Origin of the sequence: Pseudomonas sp. MWU12-3088, from assembly GCF_023242405.1 — a bacterium.
GTDB lineage: Bacteria > Pseudomonadota > Gammaproteobacteria > Pseudomonadales > Pseudomonadaceae > Aquipseudomonas > Aquipseudomonas kribbensis.
Genome location: NZ_JALJEA010000001.1, coordinates 640,174 through 661,350, shown reverse-complemented (window position 1 = coordinate 661,350; position 21,177 = coordinate 640,174). Strand labels below are relative to the sequence as shown.

The window sequence follows — 21,177 nt, the reverse complement described above, 5'->3', positions numbered from 1 at the left end:
TGGGGCTCTCGACGGCAGGCGGGGCAAGGATGCACCTTCTGGAAAGCGTTGGGTCTGTGCCCATGATAGATGGCCGTTGGCGCTTGCGCCGCTCAGCGGTAATCCAGTGCAGTCGCCAGCTTGATGAAAGCCAGAGTGGCGGGTGATGCCTGGCGCTGATCCAGCACGGCCAGGCCGATGTGGCGCACCACGGCGGGTGACAATGGCCGCTTCACGTATTGCGGGTTTGGCTCGTCGGGCAGTGAGCCGTCGGCAACGAGGGTGATGGCGTCGCCCCGGCTCACGGTATCGAGGGTGCTCAGCAGTTGCGAGCAGCGGTAGCGGATATTCGGGCTCAGTCTTGCCGCGTTGAACAGTCGCGATACCAGTTCCGAAGAGCCGGCTTCGGTGAGTACGAACGGGTCGTTGCACAGGTCTTTCAGGCTCAGTTGCGCCTGCGTGGCCAGAGGATGGTCGGGCGGAAGCAGGGCGACCATCTGGTCCTCCATCAGGGCAAACGTATCAAAACGTTCTTCGGGCAACACCACGAAACCGATGTCGATCCGCCGCTCGTCAAGCCACTGGAGTACCTGCCGGTCCGGCCCTTCGTCGATGTGAACCTCGATGCCCGGGTGCGCCTGGCGGAAATGCTGGAGGATTCGCGGCAGCAACCTGATCGATGAAGTCGGGCCGAACGAGCCGATACGCAAGGTACCGCTTTTCAGCCCGCGCGCATCGGCGGCTTCCTGGCGCAATGTGTTGGCCAGCCCGAGCATCGCCCGTGCGCGCAGCAGCAATTGCTCGCCAATATCGCTGAGTTCGACTTGCGATTGATGCCGGCGAAACAGTTCGACACCCAGTTCCTGTTCCAGTGACTTCAAGGCATGGGACACCGCCGACTGGGAAATCCCCAGACGATGGGCGGCGAGAGTGAAGCCGCGCAGTTCGGCCACCAGAGAGAAGATTTCGAGCTGGGTCAAAGTCATGAGTAAAAGCTCATTTTACGATGATCGACAATTATTCGAATGATACGGCATCCGTCAGTTTCGTCGCCGAGAGCGTTATGAATAGTCATGAATCAATCCGTCCGGTGGCCTCGGACATGCCCGTCTATCTGAACCTCGCCATGGTCAGCATGATCTGGGGCGGGACCTGGGTGGCCGGGCGGTTTCTCGCCGGCAGCTTGAGTCCGATCCTCGCCGCCAGCTTTCGGTTCTTGCTGGCCAGTGTCGCGTTGCTCTGTTTTCTATGGCTGGCGCGGATTCCCTTCGCACGCCCGAATCCCGGGCAATGGCTGCAACTGGCATTGCTGGGGTTCTTCGGGATTTTCTTCTACAACCTGTGCTTCTTTTACGGCCTGCAATACATCAATGCGTCGCGGGCTTCGCTGATTGTTACGTTAAATCCGGCGGTGATTGGCCTGGCGTCATGGCTGCTGTTCAAGGAGCGCCTGAGTCGATTTAAAGTCATCGGCATCCTGGTCTGCATCGGTGGTGCGGGCGTGGTGATCGTCAGTCGTAATCCGCAATTGCTGGCTGCGACACCAGACGCCTGGATCGGCGATCTGCTGATTCTCGGCTGTGTGTTGAGTTGGGGTGTTTATTCGCTGTTTTCCCGCAGTCTCAACCAGAGCATAGGCCCGTTGCAGACGGTGACCTTTTCGATTCTGCTCGGCACGCTGATGCTCTGGGCGCTGGCCGCCATTCGTGGCGAAGTGAGCGGGGCGGCGGTGGCCAATCTCGGGATGACACAATGGTTGAGCCTGATCTACCTCGGGGTGTTGGGCTCGGCCCTGGCCTACATCAGTTATTACGACGGCATTCGCAAAATCGGCGCGACCCGCTCCGGCGTGTTCATTGCGCTTAACCCGCTGACCGCCGTGCTCGCTGGTGCAATCCTGCTGGGCGAGCAACTGACGCTGCCCATGTGCCTGGGCGGCGTGCTGATTCTGGCGGGCATCTGGCTGTGCAACAAACCCCTTGCACCGGGCCGAAAAAAGCGGATTTTATAGAGAGGGCAGACAACCCTATTTACGCTGTGTAGAATCGGGTTACGCATACAATAATAATCGTCTTCTGGCAGCAGAAGCCTCGCCCGCAAGAGCCTTGGGTCGACAATGAAGATATTCGGGTTTCAACTGATCTACGGTGACTTCCTCGCCCGCAGTGTGCGTGGCATCTCCTGTGCGCCACCCACCGGTCTCAGCATTACTGACAAATAACTCTGGTTAATTGATAAGAATGATGAGGCGCCAACCATGGCAGATTTATACGAAAACCCAATGGGCCTGATGGGCTTCGAGTTCATCGAGTTCGCATCGCCGACACCTGGCACCCTGGAGCCGATCTTCGAGATCATGGGCTTCACCAAGGTCGCGACCCACCGTTCCAAGAACGTGCACCTGTATCGCCAGGGCGCGATCAACCTGATCCTCAACAACGAACCCCACAGCGTCGCTTCGTACTTCGCCGCCGAGCACGGTCCGTCCGTTTGCGGCATGGCGTTCCGGGTCAAGGATTCGCAGAAGGCCTACAAACGTGCGCTGGAACTCGGCGCCCAGCCGATCCACATCGAAACCGGTCCGATGGAGCTGAACCTGCCGGCGATCAAAGGCATTGGTGGCGCGCCGCTGTACCTGATCGACCGTTTCGGCGAAGGCAGCTCGATCTATGACATCGACTTCGTGTTCCTCGAAGGCGTTGACCGCAACCCGGTCGGTGCCGGCCTGAAGATCATCGATCACCTGACCCACAACGTTTATCGCGGCCGCATGGCCTACTGGGCCAACTTCTACGAGAAGCTGTTCAACTTCCGCGAGATCCGCTACTTCGACATCAAGGGCGAATACACCGGCCTGACCTCGAAAGCGATGACCGCGCCGGACGGTATGATCCGCATCCCGCTCAACGAAGAATCGTCGAAGGGCGCCGGGCAGATCGAAGAGTTCCTGATGCAGTTCAACGGCGAAGGCATCCAGCACGTGGCGTTCCTCACCGACGACCTGGTCAAGACCTGGGATCAGTTGAAGAAGATCGGCATGCGCTTCATGACCGCGCCGCCGGACACCTACTACGAAATGCTCGAAGGCCGCCTGCCGAACCACGGCGAGCCGGTCGATCAACTACAATCGCGCGGCATCCTGCTCGATGGCGCGTCGGACAAAGACGACAAGCGTCTGCTGCTGCAGATCTTCTCGGAAACCCTGATGGGCCCGGTGTTCTTCGAATTCATCCAGCGTAAAGGCGACGATGGTTTCGGCGAAGGCAACTTCAAAGCACTGTTCGAATCGATCGAGCGTGACCAGGTGCGTCGTGGCGTACTCGCCACCGAGTAATCTGCAGATGTAAAAAAGCCCGGCCTGCAATTAATTGTGCAGGCCGGGCTTTTTATTGCGCGTCTTACGGACGCCGCTGGCGCATCAGATGCTTGAACCCTTCAAACACCAGCACCACCACCGCGAGCCAGATCGGGATGTAGGTCAGCCATTCGCCGGGTTTGATGCTCTCGCCGAGCAGCAGCGCTACACCGAGCAACAACACCGGCTCAACATAACTCAACAAGCCGAACAGACTGAACGGCAACAAACGACTGGCAATGATGTACACCACCAGCGCCGACGCACTGATCAGACCGAGCAGCGGAATCAGCCACGCCAGCGCCGGATACTGATCGAACACGCCGAAACCCTGTTCACCGCCGCGCACAAACCAGTACGCCACCGGCAGCATCAGCGTCATGTCGACCCACAGTCCACCAAGGTTGTCGGTCTTGAGGTATTTGCGCAGTACGAAATACAACGGGTAACCGACGACCACCACCAGCGTCGCCCAGGAAAACCCGCCGACCTGATACAACTCGTTCAACACGCCCAGGCTGGCAAAGAACACCGCGATTTTTTGCAGGTACGACAGGCTTTCGCCGTAAGCGATACGCCCGGTCAGCACCATGGCCAGCGGCAACAGGAAGTAGCCCAGCGACACGTCGAGGCTGTAACCATTGAGCGGCGCCCACATGAACAGCCACAACTGCACGCCGAGTAGCGCTGACGAGAGGATCAGGCCGCCGATCAGCTTCGGCAGCGCAGGGATCCGGCGCAGCAACTCCAGCACCCGCCGCCATTCGCCGGACAGCAGCATGAACACAGTCATGCAGGGCACGGTCAGCAGCATCCGCCAACCGTAGATTTCCACGCCGCTCAACGGGGTGAGCAGCGAGGTGTAGTAATACATGACGGCAAACAGCGTCGAGGCTGTTACCGAAAGAGCGATACCTTTAGACAAACTGTCCTCGCGGGGGTGATGGTGAAACGGGGCGCGCAGGATACGTGGTTTTTGTGCTGAATATTGGTCGGGGTGGTCAATATTTTCTACAAAACCAAAAGAAGCCCTCACCCTAACCCTCTCCCGGAGGGAGAGGGGACTGACCGAGGTGTCTCACGAGTTTCAGCGACGTGAAATTCCGAGTCGATTATGGATTCAACACAACAGCTTCAGGCAAAAGCTTAGCTTCAATATTCTCCAATCGGTTCCCTCTCCCTCCGGGAGAGGGCTAGGGTGAGGGGGCGATCTCACGCCTGGCGCGGTTTGCGCCCCGACACAAAATGGCTCACATCGTTGAACCCCGGCGTCGACGCATGCCCCGGCGTCACCAGCGAATCGATAAACGCCTCATCCTCCGCCGTAATCTTCACCGCTTGCGCCTTGGTGTACGCGTCCCACTGTTCTTCCGTACGCGGCCCGACAATCGCCGACGTTACCGCGCCGTTGTTCAGCACCCAGGCAATCGCAAACTCGACAATCCCGACCCCACGCTCTTTTGTGTATTGCTGGATCTGCTGGGCAATGCGCAACGACTCCACCCGCCATTCGGTTTCCAGAATGCGCTTGTCCTGGCGTCCGGCGCGGCTGTTGGCATCAGGGGTCACGTCCGGCGCGTATTTGCCGCTGAGCACACCACGGGCCAGCGGGCTGTACGGCACCACGCCGAGGCCGTAAGTCTGGGCGGCAGTGATTTGCTCGGTCTCGGCCTGGCGGTTGACGATGTTGTACAGCGGCTGGCTGATCACCGGGCGATCGACGCCCAGTTTGTCCGCCACGCGAATCACCTCGGCAATCCGCCAGCCGCGATAGTTCGACAGGCCCCAATAACGGATCTTGCCCTGGCGAATCAGATCGCCAATCGCCGAAATCGTCACTTCCAGCGGCGTGTTGTGGTCTTCGCGGTGCAGGTAATAGATGTCGAGGTAGTCGGTGCCGAGCCGGGTCAGGCTGGCCTCCAGACCGTTGAAGATATGCTTGCGGCTCAGTCCACTGCGATTCGGCACGCCGTCCACCGGGCCGAATCCGACCTTGGTTGCGAGCACCCACTCATGCCGATGACGGGCGATGGCTTCACCGACGATCTCTTCCGAGCGGCCGCTGGTGTAGACGTCGGCGGTATCGATGAAGTTGATGCCCTGATCCCAGGCCTTGTCGATGATGCGCAGCGAATCTTCCGCGCTGGTCTGCTCGCCGAACATCATCGTGCCGAGGGTGAGGGTGGACACCTGCAACCCCGATTGACCCAGTGTGCGATAGCTCATGCCGAAATCCTTTTGTCGGTGGGAAAGCTTCCATCAAATACCAGAAGCGTCCGGCAGGGCAAAGTGAATTTATCGACGCAATGCCTCACAGCGCTCGCGCAAAAACGCCTGCAACACCTTGACCCGTTCCGACACCTGCACCCGGTGCGGGCAGAGCAGATTGAACGGCACGCTCTCGCCGTGCCAGTCATCGAACAGCGTCAGCAGCCGCCCGGCGCGCACGTCTTCGGCTACGTCGAGCCAGGCCTTGTAGGCGATGCCGTGCCCGGCGAGTGCCCAACGGCGGGCAACTTCGCCGTCATCGCTGAGGTATTCGCCGCGTACTTCGACCTCGACCGTTTCGTCTTCACGATGGAAACGCCAAGTGTTGTAGGGGCGGCCATTGCGCAAGTAGAGCAGGGCGCTGTGTTCGCTCAATTCATCCGGGTTTTGCGGTGTGCCGTGACGCTCCAGATACGCAGGGCTGGCGCAGGCCACGCGCCGATGCTCAGGCAGAATCGACAACGCCACCAGCGTCGAATCACTCGGCACGCCAAAGCGCAGCGCCACGTCCACCGTCTCGCGAAACAGATCCGCATGCCGGTCGTTGAGCAGCAATTGCAGTTGAATGTGCGGGTGCTCGCGCTTGAAGTCGTCCAGCCACGGCAGCAACACATTGCGCCCGAAGTCCGACGGCGCCGCCAGTTGCAGCACGCCGCTCAGGCCTTCGGTCTGCTGCTTCAGCGCCTGCTCGCCCTCGGCCAGGGTGGCCAGCGCCAGACGCACGCTTTCCAGATAACGCCGGCCTTCTTCGGTCAGGCGCATGCTGCGGGTGGAGCGGGCGAAGAGGCGGATGCCGAGGCGGGTTTCCAGGCGTTTAAGCGCGATGCTGGCGGCGGCCGGGGTCAGCTCCAGCGCCCGGGCGGCGGCGGAAATGCTGCCGGAGTCGGCGGTGCGGACGAAGATTTCCAGATCGAGGATCGAGCTCATTAGTAAAAATCCGTTGAAGATCCTTGGCGTTTTGCGGGATTTTTCCGGGATTGGCAAGCGCAGATACTGGAATCCTGAATAACCGCAGGAGACAGACATGACGTGGACATTCGATCATCTGGCGTTCAACACTGCTGACGGTCAGGCGCTGCAGGACGCTTTTGGTGCGTTACTGGGACTGACGCCGGGGCGGCGGCCGCCGTTTCCGTTTCCCGGGCGCTGGTTGTATCAGGATGGGCAGGCGTTGGTGCATGTGATTGAGCAGCCGGCGCTGGATGAGGCTGCGTTGAGCCATATTGCGTTTCGTACCGATGAAGACGCGGCGGTGGTTTTGAAGCGGGTGCAGGGCAGTGGGTTGCCGTATCAACTGGCGCAGGTGCCAGAGGATGGGGTCTGGCAGATTTTTGTGCAGATGCCGGGGGGCTTGGTGCTGGAACTGGATGCAAAAACGGGGATGTTGTGAATGTTTAATCGGCGCGTTTAAAGGACACGTTCAGACACGCACCCCAGGCTACACAACCTTGCGCCGTTGCCTACGACTGCGCCAGAATCCGCCGGCTTGTGCGCTTACAGGCCGGGTTTTATCGTTATCCCGTCGCTGAAAAGAACAGCGATCGGGTTTGGTAGCCCGGGTCTTTAAATGCAGAGTGCTCCATTTTGTAGAGTCTTTTTGTCTCTGTTTTATGGTGGTCATTCGCAGGGCACCTTCGGGTGCGCCGTTTCTCCTAAGGCCCGGTCTACCAACCTGCGTCTGGCCACCACCATCGTTTGGTAGCGAGAGTGGTGGCTCCATATAAGTGCCTTAGGAGTTTTGCCATGATCAAACCAACACCCAACCCACCCGAAGCCGATTCAACGTCCCCCTACGAAACCCTCGACTCCAAGAAATTCCACGAAGCCGCCGAACGCGCCCTCGACCACTACCTCAATCCGTTCCACCCCAGAAAACCCCTGCTCAAACCCAACACCCGCTACCTCATCGCCCCCGGCATCCCGAGCGAAGAGCTATTGGCCGACGCCTGCGAAACCCTGACCTCGGCCAAAACCATGGCCAGCGATTTCGCCGGGATGATCGATGCGCCGCAGCGGCACGTGCTGCTGGGTATCGGGCAACTGATCATGCTGGCGGAACTGGCGGTAAACCGGGTGCTGGATAATCTGGACACGGCGGCTGAAGCCCGGCCCTGACCGATCGTAGAGCGCCAATAAAAAACGGCCCGATATGGGCCGTTTTTGTGTGTCTGCCAATAATCAGGCCCGCAAGGTCCGCGTCATCCGCAATGCCAGCAGGCTCCCGCCAACAATCACACCCGCCAGCAGATACAACGCCGCATCGGTCGACCCGGTGCTGTCCTTGACCCAACCCACAAGGTAAGGGCTGAGGAACCCGGCCATCTGCCCCATGGAGTTGATCAATGCCAGACCACCCGCCGCAGCGCCCGCGCTCAGCATGGCAGTCGGCACCGGCCAGAACATCGGCAAACCGGTCAGCGCGCCCATGGTCGCGATAGTCAGGCCGAGAATCGCAATCGCCGGATTCGCCGCGAAGTTCACCGCAATCAGCAGGCCCACAGCGCCCATCAACATCGGCACTACCAAATGCCAGCGGCGTTCTTTACGCAAATCCGCCGAACGCCCGACCACCAGCATGAATACCGCCGCCAGAAGATACGGAATCGCGCTCAACCAGCCAATCACCAGGTTGTCGCTGAAGCCGAGGTTCTTGATGATCGACGGCAGCCAGAAGTTGATCGCGTACACGCCGCTCTGGATGCAGAAGTAGATCAGGCCGAAGGCCCAGATGGCCGGGTTCTTGAATACGGCGATCAGCGAATCGGACGTGGTTTTCGGTTTGTTCGCCAGGTCTTCGGCCTGATCCGCTTCCAGCACCGACCGCTCGTGCGGGGTCAGCCATTTGGCAGCGGCGAAGTTGTCGCTCAACAGGAAGTAGGCGAGTGCGCCGAGGATTACAGTCGGAATGCCTTGCAGCAGGAACATCCACTGCCAGCCGGCCAGACCGCCCTGGCCCGCGGCGAAATGATTGAGAATCCAGCCGGAAAACGGGCTGCCGAGCAAACCGGACACCGGGATCGCCGACATGAACAGCGCCATGATCCGCCCACGGCGAAAGGTCGGGAACCACTGCGAGAGATACAGCACAACGCCCGGGAAGAACCCGGCTTCAGCGGCGCCAGTGAACAGGCGCAAGGTGTAGAACTGGGTCGGCGTGGTGACAAACAGCAGGCAGGTCGACAGCGTGCCCCAGGTGATCATCATCAGCGCGATCCAGCGCCGTGGGCCGAATTTGGTCAGCGCGAGGTTGCTCGGTACGCCGCACAGCACGTAGCCGATGAAGAAGATACCGGCCCCGAGGCCGTACACGGTTTCGCTGAATTTCAGCGCGTCGAGCATCTGCAGTTTGGCGAATCCAACGTTGACCCGGTCGAGGTAGTTGAACAGGTAGCAGATGAAGATGAAGGGAATCAAACGCAGGGTGATGCGTTTGTAGACGGCATTTTTATCGTCAGCGATGGTCTGGGCGGCAGCGGCGCTCTGCGACATGGCGGCTCTCTCTTTATTATGATTTTTTGCGATGCAAAGGGTAACGTTGATCGCCCTGAGAGTCTCGGTCACCTTTGGCCGGATTGTCTTTGTGCCTGAGCACAGGGTTTGCCGGCAGACCCTGTGCGGGTGAACAACCGTCCGCGCCTGTTTTCAAGGATTTTCCCCTTATGTTCGAACTCGATCACGACCTCGCCCAAGACATCGTCGACCGGGCCATGGCCATTTTGCCCTACAACGTCAACGTCATGGACAGCCAGGGGCTGATCCTTGGCAGTGGCGAGCCGGAGCGGATCAACACCCGCCACGAAGGCGCGCAACTGGTGCTGGCCAACGGGCGGGTGGTGGAGATCGACGCGCAGACCGCCGTGCATCTGAAAGGCGTGCAGCCGGGGATCAATCTGCCGTTGTTGCTCGATCAGCGTTTGATCGGCGTGCTCGGCATCACCGGCGAGCCGGAGCAACTGCGCACTTACGCCGAACTGGTGCGCATGACCGCCGAAATGCTGGTGGGCCAGCGCAATCAGCAATCCGAGCAGCAATGGCGTCGGCAGCGTTGCGATGACTTGCTTGCGTTGTTGCTGAGCGAAGCGGGGGATTCGCCAAGGCTGGTCGACGAAGCCCAGCAGCTAGGGCTCAAACCGCAACTGACGCGGGTGCCGTATCTGTTTGAGTTGGGCCTGGAGCACGGGCCTGGGCAAACCGTCGAGGCGCTGAGTGCCTGGCTGATGTCGCGCTATCCGGACAGTTGGTGCGTGAGTTCGGCCAAGTCGTCACTGCTGTGGTGCCGGCCGGCGAGTCAGAACGTCGAGCATGATCGCCTGCTGGAAAAACTCGATGGCCTGGGCTGGAACATCCTGCGCATTGCCGTCGGCGGGCAGGCCGATGGGCTGGCCGGGTTGCGCCGTTGCTATCGGCGGGTCGGCGACTTGCTCGCCTATGGCCGCGAAGTGCTCCCGCGTTCACGCCTGCTGACCCTCAATCGCTATCGCTTGCCGGTGATGCTCTGGCGCCATCGCAACGATGATGCGCTGGATGAACTGCTCAAACCGTTGCGCAAAGTCATCGCCAAGGACAGCAACGGCCAGTTGCTCGCGACCCTGCGCAGTTGGTGCGACCACGACGGCCAGAGCCAGGCCTGCGCCGATGCCTTGGGGATTCACCGCAACAGCCTGCGTTACCGGATGGAGCGGATTGCCGAGTTGAGCGGGGTTGATCCGCTGAAGCTCGACGGCATGTTGGCGCTGTATCTCGGGGTGCAATTGCTGCCGCAGACCGAGGATTTGTCGAAATGAACAATAAACGCCTGCGCCACTTGTGCAGCGGACAGGCGTCAACGTTTCAAGCGACTGGCAGCATGAGGGGCATTGGAACTGGAGAATTCGCATGAAAATCGTCATCGCCCCCGATTCGTTCAAGGACAGCCTGAGTGCCCAAGGCGTTGCAGAAGCCATCGCGCTGGGCCTGGCGCAGGTCTGGCCGCAGGCGACGCTGGTCAAATGCCCGATGGCCGACGGTGGTGAAGGGACGGTGGAGTCGATTCTCGACGCCTGCGAAGGCGAGTTGCGCCGCACCCGTGTGCGTGGCCCGTTGGGCGCGGCGGTCGAAGCCGCGTGGGGCTGGCTGCCGCACAACCACACCGCAATCATTGAAATGGCCGAAGCCAGCGGCCTGCAACTGGTGCCGCCGGGGCAGCGCGATGCGTGCATCAGCAGCACGTTCGGCACCGGTGAGCTGATCCGTGCAGCGCTCGATGCTGGCGCACAACGGGTGATTCTGGCCATCGGCGGCAGTGCCACCAACGACGGCGGCGCCGGCGCGATGCAGGCGCTGGGCGTGAAACTGCTGGACGCCCAAGGGCAATCGCTGGTGCCTGGCGGTCTGGCGCTGGCACAACTGGCCAAACTGGATCTCGATGAACTCGACCCGCGTCTGGCACAAGTCCGTTTCGACATAGCCGCCGACGTTAACAACCCGCTGTGCGGCCCCCACGGCGCCTCGGCGATTTTCGGTCCGCAGAAAGGCGCATCCCCTGCGCAAGTGCAGCAACTGGATCAGGCTCTTGGCCACTTCGCCGAACTCTGCGCGCAAGCGCTGGGCAAGGATGTTCGGGACGAACCGGGCAGCGGTGCAGCGGGCGGACTGGGTTTTGCCGCCAAGGCGTTTCTCGGCGCACGGTTTCAGGCCGGGGTTGAAGTGGTCGCCGAATTGGTCGGGCTGGCCGATGCAGTGAAAGGCGCAGATCTGGTGATCACCGGGGAAGGGCGCTTCGATGCCCAGACCCTGCGCGGCAAAACCCCGTTCGGCGTGGCGCGGATCGCCAAACAACATGGCGTACCGGTGATTGTCATCGCCGGCACTCTGGGCGAGGGTTATCAGGCGCTCTACGAACACGGCATCGACGCAGCTTTCGCCGTCACCAGCGGCCCGATGACTCTGGAGCAAGCCTGCGCCGAAGCCCCACGTCTGTTGCGCGAACGTGCTACGGACATTGCCCGCGTCTGGCGCATGGCAACCCCGGCCTGACCTGTCACCCATCATCTAAAACGTCGGGTGTTTCAATAGCGAAACACTCGCAACACTTTGAAAAATATTTCTTCTTTACACGCAAACTTCCTAAAGCCTGGCCGATACAGCGATCAGGCGCACAGAAGATTTCCCAGCACAGTGACGCCGGACTGAAACCCGCCCTCGCGGGGCAGTGATTACGGCATGGACGCTCGCAGTTTCAATCATCCGAGAGTCCTACTATGTCCTTGCGTAATCTGAACATCGCGCCCCGTGCCTTCCTCGGTTTTGCCTTTATTGCCCTGTTGGTGATCGTGCTCGGCGTGTTCGCCGTCAACCGCATGTCGGTCATCCGCCAGGCGTCCGTCGAGATGCAGACCAATCAGTTGCCCAGCGTCGCTTACCTTGGCGTGGTGACGGAAAACGTCTTGCGCCTGCGGATCCTTTCGTTCCGCATTCTGGTCAACCGTGACGCCGCCGGTCTGCAGGATGCACAGACCCGCATCGGCGTTCTCGTCGACAAGGTGCGCAGCGCCCAGGCTGCCTACGCCGCATTGCCGGCCGATAGCGATGAGAAGGCACAATATCAAGCGTTCGCGACGACCCTGGACAACTACCTGCAAGCGCAGAACCAGATGATGGAGTTGTCCCGCCAGGACAAGGTCGAGGACATGCGCACCCTGATCAACACGAAGATCAAGGACGGCACCGACCAGATGGGCGAGCAGCTCAACAAACTGATTGCGATCAACGCCGCCGGTGCCAAAGACGCCTCGATTCAGGCCGGTGAACATTACGACAGCGCCATCACTGGCGTGGTCATTGTGGCGGTCATTGCTGCCGTGGCCACCGTATTGTTGGCCTTGATGCTGACCCGCAGCATCGTCACCCCGTTGAACCGTGCCGTGGCCGCTGCGCAAACCATCGCCGGCGGCAACCTGACCAAAACCATCGAAGTCGACGGCAAGGACGAACCGGCGCGTCTGCTGGAAGCCTTGTCTGTGATGCAGGCAAACCTGCGCAAGACCATCGAGCAGATTGCCGGTTCCGCCACGCAACTGGGCGCCGCTGCCGAAGAACTCAGCGCCGTGACCGAAGAAGCGTCCCGTGGCCTGCAACAGCAGAACGACGAAATCGAACAGGCCGCCACCGCCGTCAACGAAATGACTGCAGCGGTGGAAGAGGTGGCACGCAACGCGGTCTCGACCTCCGAAGCGTCGAACCAGTCCACCCACGCCGCCCGTGAAGGTCGCGATCAAGTGGTGAAAACCGTCGATGCGATCCAGACCATGACCCGGGACGTGCAGAACACCGCACAGATGATCGAAGGCCTCGCCGCTCAGGGCCGCGACATCGGCAAGGTGCTGGACGTGATTCGCGCCATCGCCGAACAGACCAACCTGCTGGCACTCAACGCTGCCATCGAAGCGGCCCGTGCAGGTGAAGCCGGGCGTGGTTTCGCCGTGGTGGCGGACGAGGTTCGTGCCCTGGCTCACCGCACCGCGCAATCGACTCAGGAAATCGAAAAAATGGTCGCCGGCATCCAGAACGGTACCGGCGAAGCGGTGGAGTCGATGCAGCAAAGCAACCAGCGCACCCAGACGACCCTGGAAATGGCCCGTGCCGCCGGCGTCGCGCTGGAGCAGATCACGCAATCGATTCACCAGATCAACGAACGCAATCTGGTGATCGCCAGCGCGTCCGAAGAGCAGGCGCAAGTGTCCCGTGAAGTCGACCGCAACCTGGTGAATATCCGTGATCTGGCCACCCAATCGGCGGCCGGGGCCAACCAGACCAGCGCCGCCACCCACGAACTGTCGCGTCTGGCGGTGGATTTGAATGCGATGGTGGCGCGGTTTGTGATTTGACCTAGGGTGAAGGCTGGAGACTGCGCAATCAGGAGACGTACATGCGCTATTCAGCCTTGACCCAACGAATCGCCGGGGAGGGAGCAGCGGCCTGGCGGATTCACGACCGAGCGCTGGAGCTGCGCGCCGAGGGCATTGATGTCTTGCTGCTGTCCGTGGGTGATCCGGATTTCGATACACCGCTGCCGATCATCCACGGCGCCATCGACAGCCTGTTGGCGGGTGATACCCATTATTCCGAAGTGCGCGGCCGGCTGGAGCTGCGCAAGCGGATCGCCGAGCGCCATCGGCGACGCAGCGGCCAGGACGTCGATGCCGAGCATGTGATCGTGCTGCCCGGCGCGCAATGCGCGGTGTATTCGGTGGCGCAGTGTCTGCTCGATCCGGGCGATGAAGTCATCGTCGCCGAACCCATGTATGTCACCTACGAAGGTGTGTTTGGCGCTTGCGGCGCGACCGTGGTGCCAGTGCCGGTTCGTCCGGAAAACGGCTTTCGAGTCGACCCGGCGGATGTCTCGGCGCGGATTACACCCAGGACGCGGGCCCTGTTGCTCAACAGTCCCAACAACCCCTCCGGCGCCAGTCTGTCTCTGTTGATCTGGCAGGAGCTGGCAGCGCTGTGCATCCGTCATGACCTGTGGCTGATCAGCGATGAGGTCTACAGCGAATTGTTATACGAAGGCGAGCATGTCAGCCCGGCGAGCCTGCCGGGCATGGCCGAGCGCACCGCGACCATCAACAGTCTGTCCAAATCCCATGCGATGACCGGGTGGCGCATCGGCTGGATGATCGGGCCCAAGCCGTTGGCCGAGCATCTGGTGAACCTGTCGTTGAGCATGTTGTTCGGCCTGCCGGACTTTGTGCAGAAAGCCGCTCAGGTCGCGCTGGAGAAGGATTTGCCGGAAGTGACGCAGATGCGTGAGGAATACCGGTTGCGCCGGGATCTGGTGTGCGAGCGGTTGCGCGGCTGTCCGGGGTTGTACCCGATCAGGCCGGATGGCGGGATGTTCGTGATGGTCGATGTGCGCCAGACCGGGATCGGCGCGCAGGACTTTGCCGAGCGGCTGCTGGAAGGGTATGGGGTTTCGGTGTTGGCGGGAGAGGCGTTCGGGCCGAGTGCGGCGGGTCATATCCGTATCGGGTTGGTGGTGGATCGGGTGAAGCTGGCGGATGCGTGTTCAAGGATTGCCTTGTGCGCTGCGCAGCTTCTCCAGGTGCGCAGCGCCTGAGAACTTTGTGTTGCCAGCACCGGCCTCTTCGCGAGCAAGCTCGCTCCCACAGGTTTTCTGGCGTACACAGATTATGTGAACGACACAGTCACTGTGGGAGCGAGCTTGCTCGCGAATACGGCCTGACAGGCGCTGAACGTTTCAGCTTTGCCACACCGGGGGATTCACCAGGTTGGCGGGCTTTTCACCGGACAACGCCGCCAATAGATTCTCCACCGCACACCGCGCCATCGCTTCGCGCGTCTCATGGGTCGCCGAACCCATGTGCGGTGTGGCCACCACGTTGTTCAACTGCAGCAACGGTGAATCTTGATTCAGCGGCTCGCGTTCGAAAACATCCAGCCCCGCCGCGCGAATCCGGTTATGCCGCAACGCTTCGATCATCGCGGCTTCGTCCACCACCTTGCCCCGGGAGATGTTGATGAAGATGCTTTCCGGGCGCATCAACGCGAACTGTTCGGCGCCGATCAGGCCTTCAGTCTGCGCAGTCAGCGGCAACGTCAGGCAGATGAAGTCCGCCTGCTGCAACAGATCCTCCAGGCTGCGGTACTGCGCATCGAACCGCGCCTCAACCGCCGGTTTGCGCGACTGACTGTGATAGATCACCGGCATGCCAAATCCGAAATGCCCACGCTGCGCCAACGCCTCGCCGATCCGACCCATGCCGATGATGCCCAGCGTCTTGCCGTGCACATCGGTACCGAAATGCGCCGGGCCGATGCTGCGATGCCAGTGACCGCCGCGCACCATGTTCGCCAGCTCCACCACGCGCCGGGCGGTGGCCAGGATCAGCGCGAAACCGGTGTCGGCGGTGGTTTCGGTGAGCACGTCCGGGGTGTTGGTCAGCAGGATCCGGCGCCGGGTCAGGTAGTCGATGTCGTAGTTGTCGACGCCCACCGAGACGCTGGAAATCGCTTCCAGCTGTGGCGCCAGATCAAGCAGCGCCGCATCCAGTTTCAGGCTGGCGCCAAGCAAGCCGTGGGCGGCGGAAAGGGCGTCGCGCAGTTTCATCAGACCGTCGGTGTCGAGGCTGTCGATCAGCGTTACATCGACCTGTTCCTCAAGGCGCGCCATCAGCGCCGGCGACAGTTTCTTGTACAGCACAACCTGCTTTTTCATCGCAGTCATCTCTCTATCAATTCAGGAATGGGCCGGCAGCGGGCGTGGTGCGACGCGCTTGGCCGTCACCCGGTCGCTGGCGCCGGGCTTGAGAAAAATCGTCAGCACCACAGAGAGCATCAGCGCTCCGCTCATCAACAGATACGAAGCGCCGGGCGAACCGGTGGAGCTGTTCAGGTAACCGACCAGATAGGAGCCACCGAACGAACCGAGGGCGCCCATGCTGTTGATCAGCGCCATGGCGCCGCCAGCGACGTTGGCCGGCAGGATCTCCGGAACGATGGCGAAGAACGGCCCGTAAGGCGCGTACATGCAGGCGCCGGCGATCACCAGCAACGTGTACGACCACCAGAAGTGTTCCGCGCCCAAAGCGTAGGAGCCGTAGAACGCCACCGAGGCAATCAGCAGCGGCGGCCAGACGAAGCGTTTGCGCTTTTGCAGTTTGTCCGAGCCCCACGACACCAGCAGCATGCCGATCACTGCTGCCAGATACGGCAACGCCGATAGCCAGCCGGCCTCGATCATGTCCATCTGCGCACCGGCCTTGAGGATCGACGGCAGCCACAGCACGAAGCCATAGACGCCGATGCTCCAGCAGAAGAATTGCAGCGCCAGAATGATCACCTTCGGCGAACGGAAGGCTTCGGCGTAGTTCTTCACCGCTTTGATCCCGACCTGTTCGGCGGCGAGAGCGCTCTCAAGGTCGTGCTTTTCCCGGTCGCTGAGCCACTTGGCCTGGGCAGGACGATCATCGGCGAGCTTCCACCAGATGAATGCCCAGAGCACCGCCGGCAGCCCTTCGATGATGAACATCCAGCGCCAGCTGAAATGCTGTACCAGATAACCCGAAACTACCGACATCCACAGCATCGTTACCGGGTTGCCGAGGATCAGGAAGGTGTTGGCCCGGGAGCGTTCGGCGCGGGTGAACCAGTGGCACAGGTACACCAGCATCGCCGGCATCACCGCCGCTTCGACCACGCCGAGCATGAAGCGGATGACGATCAGCCAATAGGCGTTGGAGACCACACCGGTCAGCGTGGCGAGCCCGCCCCAGAGGATCAGGCTGACGAAGATCAGCTTCTTGACGCTGTGCTTTTGCGCGTAGATCGCGCCGGGCACCTGGAAGAAAAAGTAGCCGAGGAAGAACAGCGCGCCGAGCAGCGAGGACAGACCCGGCGTGATCATCAGGTCGGCGGCCATTCCGGACGCGGCGGCGAAACCGTAATTGGCGCGGTCCAGGTACGCGAGGCTGTAGGTGATGAACACGATCGGCATGATGTACCACCAGCGGCGGGTGGCGAGGGTTGCGGTTTTCATGGTCTTGCTCCTGAGCTTGTTGTTTTTGTCGCAGCAGGTTCAATTAATCGGTTGTTTGTACTGGCCCTATCGCGAGCAGGCTCGCTCCCACACTGGATCGGATTCCAACTCAGAACCCTTGTGGGAGCGAGCCTGCTCGCGATTGACGGCCTCCAGTTCAGCCGAAAGTTCGGATCGGGTCGGCAAACCCTCCATGTCGCCACGGCTCTGCACCGCCCGACTGCCAACCCAGTTGGCACGTCTGACGGCTTCGGGAAAACTCAGGTGCTCCAGCAGGGCGCTGATCATCCCCACCGCAAATCCATCGCCGGCGCCGACCGTATCGACCACGGTTTCAACCGGCACCCCGGCGACAAACCCCTGATCCAGATGCGTGCGGTAATACGCACCCTGCGGCCCGAGTTTGATGGCCACGGCCTCGGCACCCTGATCGAGATAAAACGCAGCGATGTCCGCCGGGTCTTCAAAACCGGTCAGCAAGCGACCTTCGCTCAACCCTGGCAATACCCAGTGGGCGAGGGTGGCGAGGCGGTTGATCTCGGTGATCATCTCCCGCTCGCTGGCCCACAGGCTCGGGCGCAGGTTCGGGTCGAACGACACGCTGCGCCCGGCGTTGCGCATGCGGGTCATCAGTTCATGGGACATTTCCCGCGCCGATGCGGAGAGCGCCGGTGGAATGCCGGTGGCGTGCAGATGCCGGGCGCTTAACAGCGTCGGGGTGATCGACTGCGGCGACAGATGACTGGCGGCCGAGCCGCGACGGAAGTACTCGACCGTCGGATCGCTGCCGTCATCGTTGCGGGATTTGAGTTGGAAACCGGTCGGGTGCGCGTTGTCGACTTCGACATGACTGCAATCCAGACCTTCGCGGGCCAGGGTCTCGACGACAAATCGTCCCAGCGAATCAGAGCCAACCCGACTCAGCCACGCAACGTTGAAACCCAACCGGGACAAACCGATGGCCACATTGCTGTCCGCCCCGGCAATCCGCCTGTGGAACTGGTCGACGAATGCCAGATCACCGCATTGTTCGGCGACAAACATCGCCATGGTTTCGCCGAACGACAGAATATCGATCTCAGACATGAGCAGGCTCCAGGCGGGATTGGCCGAGGCGGGCGAGGGCGGCGACGTGTTCGGTGGTGAGTTGCACCAGGTCATCGCCCTGCAACGGGTATTCGGCGGCGCGCATGACCCCTTGGGCCATGTGCCGCAGCAGTTGTTCCCACAGATGCAGGTCAGTGGCGGCGGGCGGCACCGCCACCAGTTTGCCGTCGGCACGGCGGGCCACGGCTTTGCAATGTACGTAGCCGACGTAGCGGCCCAGCAAGCGTGCGGCGCTGGTGGCGGACTGGTCTTGCCATTGCCAGTTGCCGATGTCGAAGGTCATCTTGATCGGCAGGTTGTGCTGTTCGACGGCAGCGAAGAAGCGCTGGAACGGTTCGATGCGGCCACCGTGCAGGGTCTGGTCGTTCTCTACCAGCAGTTGCACCGGACTTTGCGCAAGGATCTGCGCGAGCGTCTGCAGATCGTTGTTGTCGGTGAAAAAACCCAGCGACACTTTCAGCCACTTCGAACCGAACGCTTCGGCGTTTTGCAGCGCGGTGATGAGTTCGGGATTGGGTCGCGACTGACCGGCCAGCCACAGTTCGGTGGGCGAGGAATAGATGCTTTGCAGGCCTTCGGCTTGTGTTGCGGCGGCGAGCTGTTCGGGGACTTCGTTGGTCAGCAGCTCTTCGCGCCATTCGATTCGATTGGCGCCGGCAGTGGCCAGCACCTCGATGAAAAAGCCTTGACCACGACGGCGCACAAGGTCCGCGCCGTAGCTGGACAGGCTGATGGAAACGGCAGGTTTATTCATTGTTTTATACCTCTGAAACCGGTTTCATTTTTGTTAAAAAAATTTTGGGTGGCCCCGTAGGGCCTTATTCCGCCTTGCTGCGCGTCGAACCGCGCTCAATCAGCACCGGTGCAAAATCCAGCGTCCGCGCCGCTTCATCATCCCCACGCAACCGCTTGAGCAAGCACTCAAACGCCCGCGCACCAATCTCCTCCGTCGGCTGGGCGAGGGCGGTGATCCCGCTGCCTACCAGCGGATACCAATCCAGATCATCCAGTGCGATCAACCCGACATCCTCGAACAACCGGCAGCCAAATTCGCGCAATGCCAGGGTGCAGGCCAGCGCCGCCACGCCATTGGCGCAGAACAGGGCTTTCGGGCCGTTATCAAGTGTGTTCAAAAAGGTTTGAAGATCGTTCGCAAGGCTTGGGCTGGTTTCCAGCACCGCGCCACGCATGTCTTTGCGCTGGCCAATCTGCTGCTGAAAACTGCTGACCCGCTCGATGCGCGAACTGGTGCCGTCATAGGGCTCAGTCACCAGCAGCACGTCGCGGTAGCCGCGCTGCTGAAGATGTTCCAGCGCCATTTCGATGGCTTGCGGGTTGTTCAACCCGACCATGTCGCTGTCCAGCCCGTCGACCTTGCGATCCACCAGCACCAGCGGCATTTCCCGCTTCAACTCGTCCAGTTCATCCCGGTGATGGCCAAGGGTGTTCACGATCAAACCTTCGATGTTGTACGAGCGCAGCAGCGCAAGGTGCTGGCGTTCCTGCTCGTCATCGCGGTCGGTGTTGCACACCACCAGGCTGTAGCCGTGCCGACGGCAGGCGGTTTCCACCCCGTGCATCACGGCAATCGAATAAGGGTTGCGGATATCGGCCACCAGCATGCCGATCAGGCGCGTGCGGCCACGTTTCAGGCCACGGGCCATTTGATTGGGACGGTAGCCGAGTTCGGCAATCGCCTGCTCGATGCGTTGGGCGATGGCATCGGAGAGCAGGGCGCGGTCATCGCCGATGAAGCGCGAGACACTGGCCTTGGATACGCCCGCGTGTTCGGCGACGTCGAGCATGGTCACGCGGCTGCGCTGGGCGGCGGAGAAATCGTTCACGGTCGGGTCTTCTTATTGTCTGAAACCGGTTTCAGAAAACACCATTTGTACGGTAGCCGTCAACTGAAGTCTTTGGAATGAAATTGCATCTGCTTCACCGTTTCCGACAAGCGGTGGTTTCACCTGTCAGATCTGACAGTAGGCAACTACTGGATACGGGCGCTTAATTTCTTGCAAGTGAAGGGCGAATGAAGAGCGAGAAATTATCCATGTCCGCTGATGATCCCCGTGCCAAAAGCAACGCTTTCAACGCAGGCATTTTACTCGATCTGCCTCGATTCGAAGGCGTCGACCCGTTGGATCCGGCCGGGACGTTACCGCCGGATGCGAAACAAAACGGAATTGTCTGCATCATCGATAGGTGGCCCGCGTTTCCTGTACTTCCAGATACGCGTATTGATCGCGTCGAGATCTTTATCCTCGGCAATCCGAACTTCATTGCATGGGCCGAGTATGGTGCTGCCGACAATGCCCCCGAGTTTCACATTCGAATCAGGCCGGATTTGCTTCCCGATCTGGCCACATTTGAAATTTACTACACCGTGCGCTCGGTCAACCTGACAACGTCGCTATCACGGCGCCTGACGTTTGCGATTACACCACCTCAGTTGTTGAAAGAAGTAACGTTCCCCGATGCAACTCTTTGGGGATATATCGGTTGCAAAAAAAACAACCCTCTGGATCCTGATGCATTATTTGTCTGGGAGGGCGTACGCATTCTGGTTCCGTTCAATGACCTGTTTCAGACAGGCGATGTGATCAGTCTCGCCTGGCAAGGGTGGGATTCGTTGAACGGATCGGGAGCTGCGTTAACTCCCGAATTTATCTTTACCGCTCCTGTAACGGATGTGGCCAACAAACGGCCGGTCTTGATTGTAATAAGACCTTTCGCTGCACACATTGAACCTATGCGTGAGAACCATTCAGCGACGGCTAAATATCTGTTACTGCGAAACGGAATTCCAGAATTCAGTTCTTTTACGGGTCTGGTGAAAATAGACAGAGTGATTCCGGGCAGTAGTGATTTTTGTTCGGATGCAGGCTGGATGAAATAACGATGTTGCTGTAACCGAAAAGGCGACTGCTGTCGG

At 60.5% G+C, this 21,177-nt stretch carries 19 protein-coding genes; 9 read left to right on the top strand and 10 right to left on the bottom strand.

The features are described 5' to 3' along the window. Window positions 1–92 precede the first annotated feature (92 nt). The gene (locus M5B98_RS02990) at window positions 93–965 is read right to left on the bottom strand and encodes a LysR family transcriptional regulator (protein ID WP_248741766.1); all 873 of its coding nucleotides are present in this window, start codon (window positions 963–965) and stop codon (window positions 93–95) included. A 77-nt stretch (window positions 966–1,042) separates the two neighbouring features. Here M5B98_RS02990 and M5B98_RS02985 point away from each other — a divergent pair, with 77 nt between their 5' ends. Together M5B98_RS02985 and hppD are read left to right on the top strand one after the other, a co-directional pair. Continuing rightward, window positions 1,043–1,990: a DMT family transporter gene (locus M5B98_RS02985; RefSeq protein ID WP_248741765.1), complete on the top strand. Its 948-nt coding sequence runs from the start codon at window positions 1,043–1,045 to the stop codon at window positions 1,988–1,990. 246 nt (window positions 1,991–2,236) lie between these two features. Then, complete coding sequence (gene hppD / locus M5B98_RS02980) at window positions 2,237–3,313, top strand: 4-hydroxyphenylpyruvate dioxygenase (protein WP_085730812.1); 1,077 nt, start codon at window positions 2,237–2,239, stop codon at window positions 3,311–3,313. Window positions 3,314–3,377: 64 nt separating this feature from the next. On the opposite strand, the gene rarD is transcribed toward hppD, so the two are convergent. The 3 genes from rarD to M5B98_RS02965 all read right to left on the bottom strand — a co-directional run bounded on the left by rarD (window position 3,378) and on the right by M5B98_RS02965 (window position 6,529). Further along, a complete protein-coding gene (gene rarD / locus M5B98_RS02975) occupies window positions 3,378–4,259 on the bottom strand; it encodes an EamA family transporter RarD (RefSeq protein WP_085710020.1) in 882 nt (293 codons plus the stop codon). Window positions 4,260–4,546: 287 nt separating this feature from the next. Beyond that, on the bottom strand, window positions 4,547–5,560 hold the full coding sequence (locus M5B98_RS02970; protein WP_248741764.1) for an aldo/keto reductase: 1,014 nt from the start codon (window positions 5,558–5,560) through the stop codon (window positions 4,547–4,549). Window positions 5,561–5,629: 69 nt separating this feature from the next. After that, window positions 5,630–6,529, bottom strand: a complete 900-nt coding sequence (locus M5B98_RS02965) for a LysR family transcriptional regulator (RefSeq protein ID WP_248741763.1) — start codon at window positions 6,527–6,529, stop codon at window positions 5,630–5,632. A 97-nt stretch (window positions 6,530–6,626) separates the two neighbouring features. Between M5B98_RS02965 and M5B98_RS02960 the strand changes: the two genes are divergently transcribed. Together M5B98_RS02960 and M5B98_RS02955 are read left to right on the top strand one after the other, a co-directional pair. Next, window positions 6,627–6,992, top strand: a complete 366-nt coding sequence (locus M5B98_RS02960) for a hypothetical protein (RefSeq protein ID WP_248741762.1) — start codon at window positions 6,627–6,629, stop codon at window positions 6,990–6,992. Window positions 6,993–7,345: 353 nt separating this feature from the next. Beyond that, window positions 7,346–7,717, top strand: coding sequence for a DUF6124 family protein (locus tag M5B98_RS02955; protein WP_085710015.1), 372 nt, complete (start codon window positions 7,346–7,348; stop codon window positions 7,715–7,717). A 63-nt stretch (window positions 7,718–7,780) separates the two neighbouring features. Here the strand turns inward: M5B98_RS02955 and M5B98_RS02950 are convergent, their stop codons facing one another. Continuing rightward, window positions 7,781–9,091 carry an MFS transporter gene (locus M5B98_RS02950; RefSeq protein ID WP_114883312.1) on the bottom strand — a complete coding sequence of 437 codons (1,311 nt, stop codon included), beginning with the start codon at window positions 9,089–9,091 and terminating at the stop codon, window positions 7,781–7,783. 170 nt (window positions 9,092–9,261) lie between these two features. Here M5B98_RS02950 and M5B98_RS02945 point away from each other — a divergent pair, with 170 nt between their 5' ends. The 4 genes from M5B98_RS02945 to M5B98_RS02930 all read left to right on the top strand — a co-directional run bounded on the left by M5B98_RS02945 (window position 9,262) and on the right by M5B98_RS02930 (window position 14,696). Beyond that, window positions 9,262–10,386, top strand: a complete 1,125-nt coding sequence (locus tag M5B98_RS02945) for a sugar diacid recognition domain-containing protein (protein WP_248741761.1) — start codon at window positions 9,262–9,264, stop codon at window positions 10,384–10,386. A 91-nt stretch (window positions 10,387–10,477) separates the two neighbouring features. Continuing rightward, complete coding sequence (locus M5B98_RS02940) at window positions 10,478–11,617, top strand: glycerate kinase (RefSeq protein WP_248741760.1); 1,140 nt, start codon at window positions 10,478–10,480, stop codon at window positions 11,615–11,617. A gap of 224 nt (window positions 11,618–11,841) precedes the next feature. Continuing rightward, a complete protein-coding gene (locus tag M5B98_RS02935) occupies window positions 11,842–13,467 on the top strand; it encodes a methyl-accepting chemotaxis protein (protein WP_248741759.1) in 1,626 nt (541 codons plus the stop codon). A 41-nt stretch (window positions 13,468–13,508) separates the two neighbouring features. Next, entirely contained in the window at window positions 13,509–14,696 is a 1,188-nt protein-coding gene (locus tag M5B98_RS02930; protein ID WP_248741758.1) for a pyridoxal phosphate-dependent aminotransferase, read from the top strand. A 141-nt stretch (window positions 14,697–14,837) separates the two neighbouring features. On the opposite strand, the gene M5B98_RS02925 is transcribed toward M5B98_RS02930, so the two are convergent. The 5 genes from M5B98_RS02925 to M5B98_RS02905 form a co-directional block, all read right to left on the bottom strand. After that, entirely contained in the window at window positions 14,838–15,815 is a 978-nt protein-coding gene (locus tag M5B98_RS02925; RefSeq protein ID WP_248741757.1) for a 2-hydroxyacid dehydrogenase, read from the bottom strand. Between the two features lie 21 nt (window positions 15,816–15,836). After that, window positions 15,837–17,135, bottom strand: a complete 1,299-nt coding sequence (locus M5B98_RS02920) for an MFS transporter (protein WP_102622667.1) — start codon at window positions 17,133–17,135, stop codon at window positions 15,837–15,839. A gap of 66 nt (window positions 17,136–17,201) precedes the next feature. Further along, window positions 17,202–18,221 (bottom strand): sugar kinase, encoded by a 1,020-nt coding sequence (locus M5B98_RS02915; RefSeq protein WP_248741756.1) that lies wholly within the window; start codon window positions 18,219–18,221, stop codon window positions 17,202–17,204. Then, window positions 18,214–18,996, bottom strand: coding sequence for a sugar phosphate isomerase/epimerase family protein (locus tag M5B98_RS02910; protein ID WP_248741755.1), 783 nt, complete (start codon window positions 18,994–18,996; stop codon window positions 18,214–18,216). The genes M5B98_RS02915 and M5B98_RS02910 overlap by 8 nt, the downstream gene beginning before the upstream one ends. A 64-nt stretch (window positions 18,997–19,060) precedes the next feature. Beyond that, window positions 19,061–20,086, bottom strand: a complete 1,026-nt coding sequence (locus tag M5B98_RS02905) for a LacI family DNA-binding transcriptional regulator (protein ID WP_318654167.1) — start codon at window positions 20,084–20,086, stop codon at window positions 19,061–19,063. 209 nt (window positions 20,087–20,295) lie between these two features. On the opposite strand from M5B98_RS02905, the gene M5B98_RS02900 reads away from it, so the two are divergent. Further along, window positions 20,296–21,141 (top strand): hypothetical protein, encoded by an 846-nt coding sequence (locus M5B98_RS02900; protein WP_248741754.1) that lies wholly within the window; start codon window positions 20,296–20,298, stop codon window positions 21,139–21,141. The last annotated feature ends 36 nt before the right edge of the window (window positions 21,142–21,177 follow it).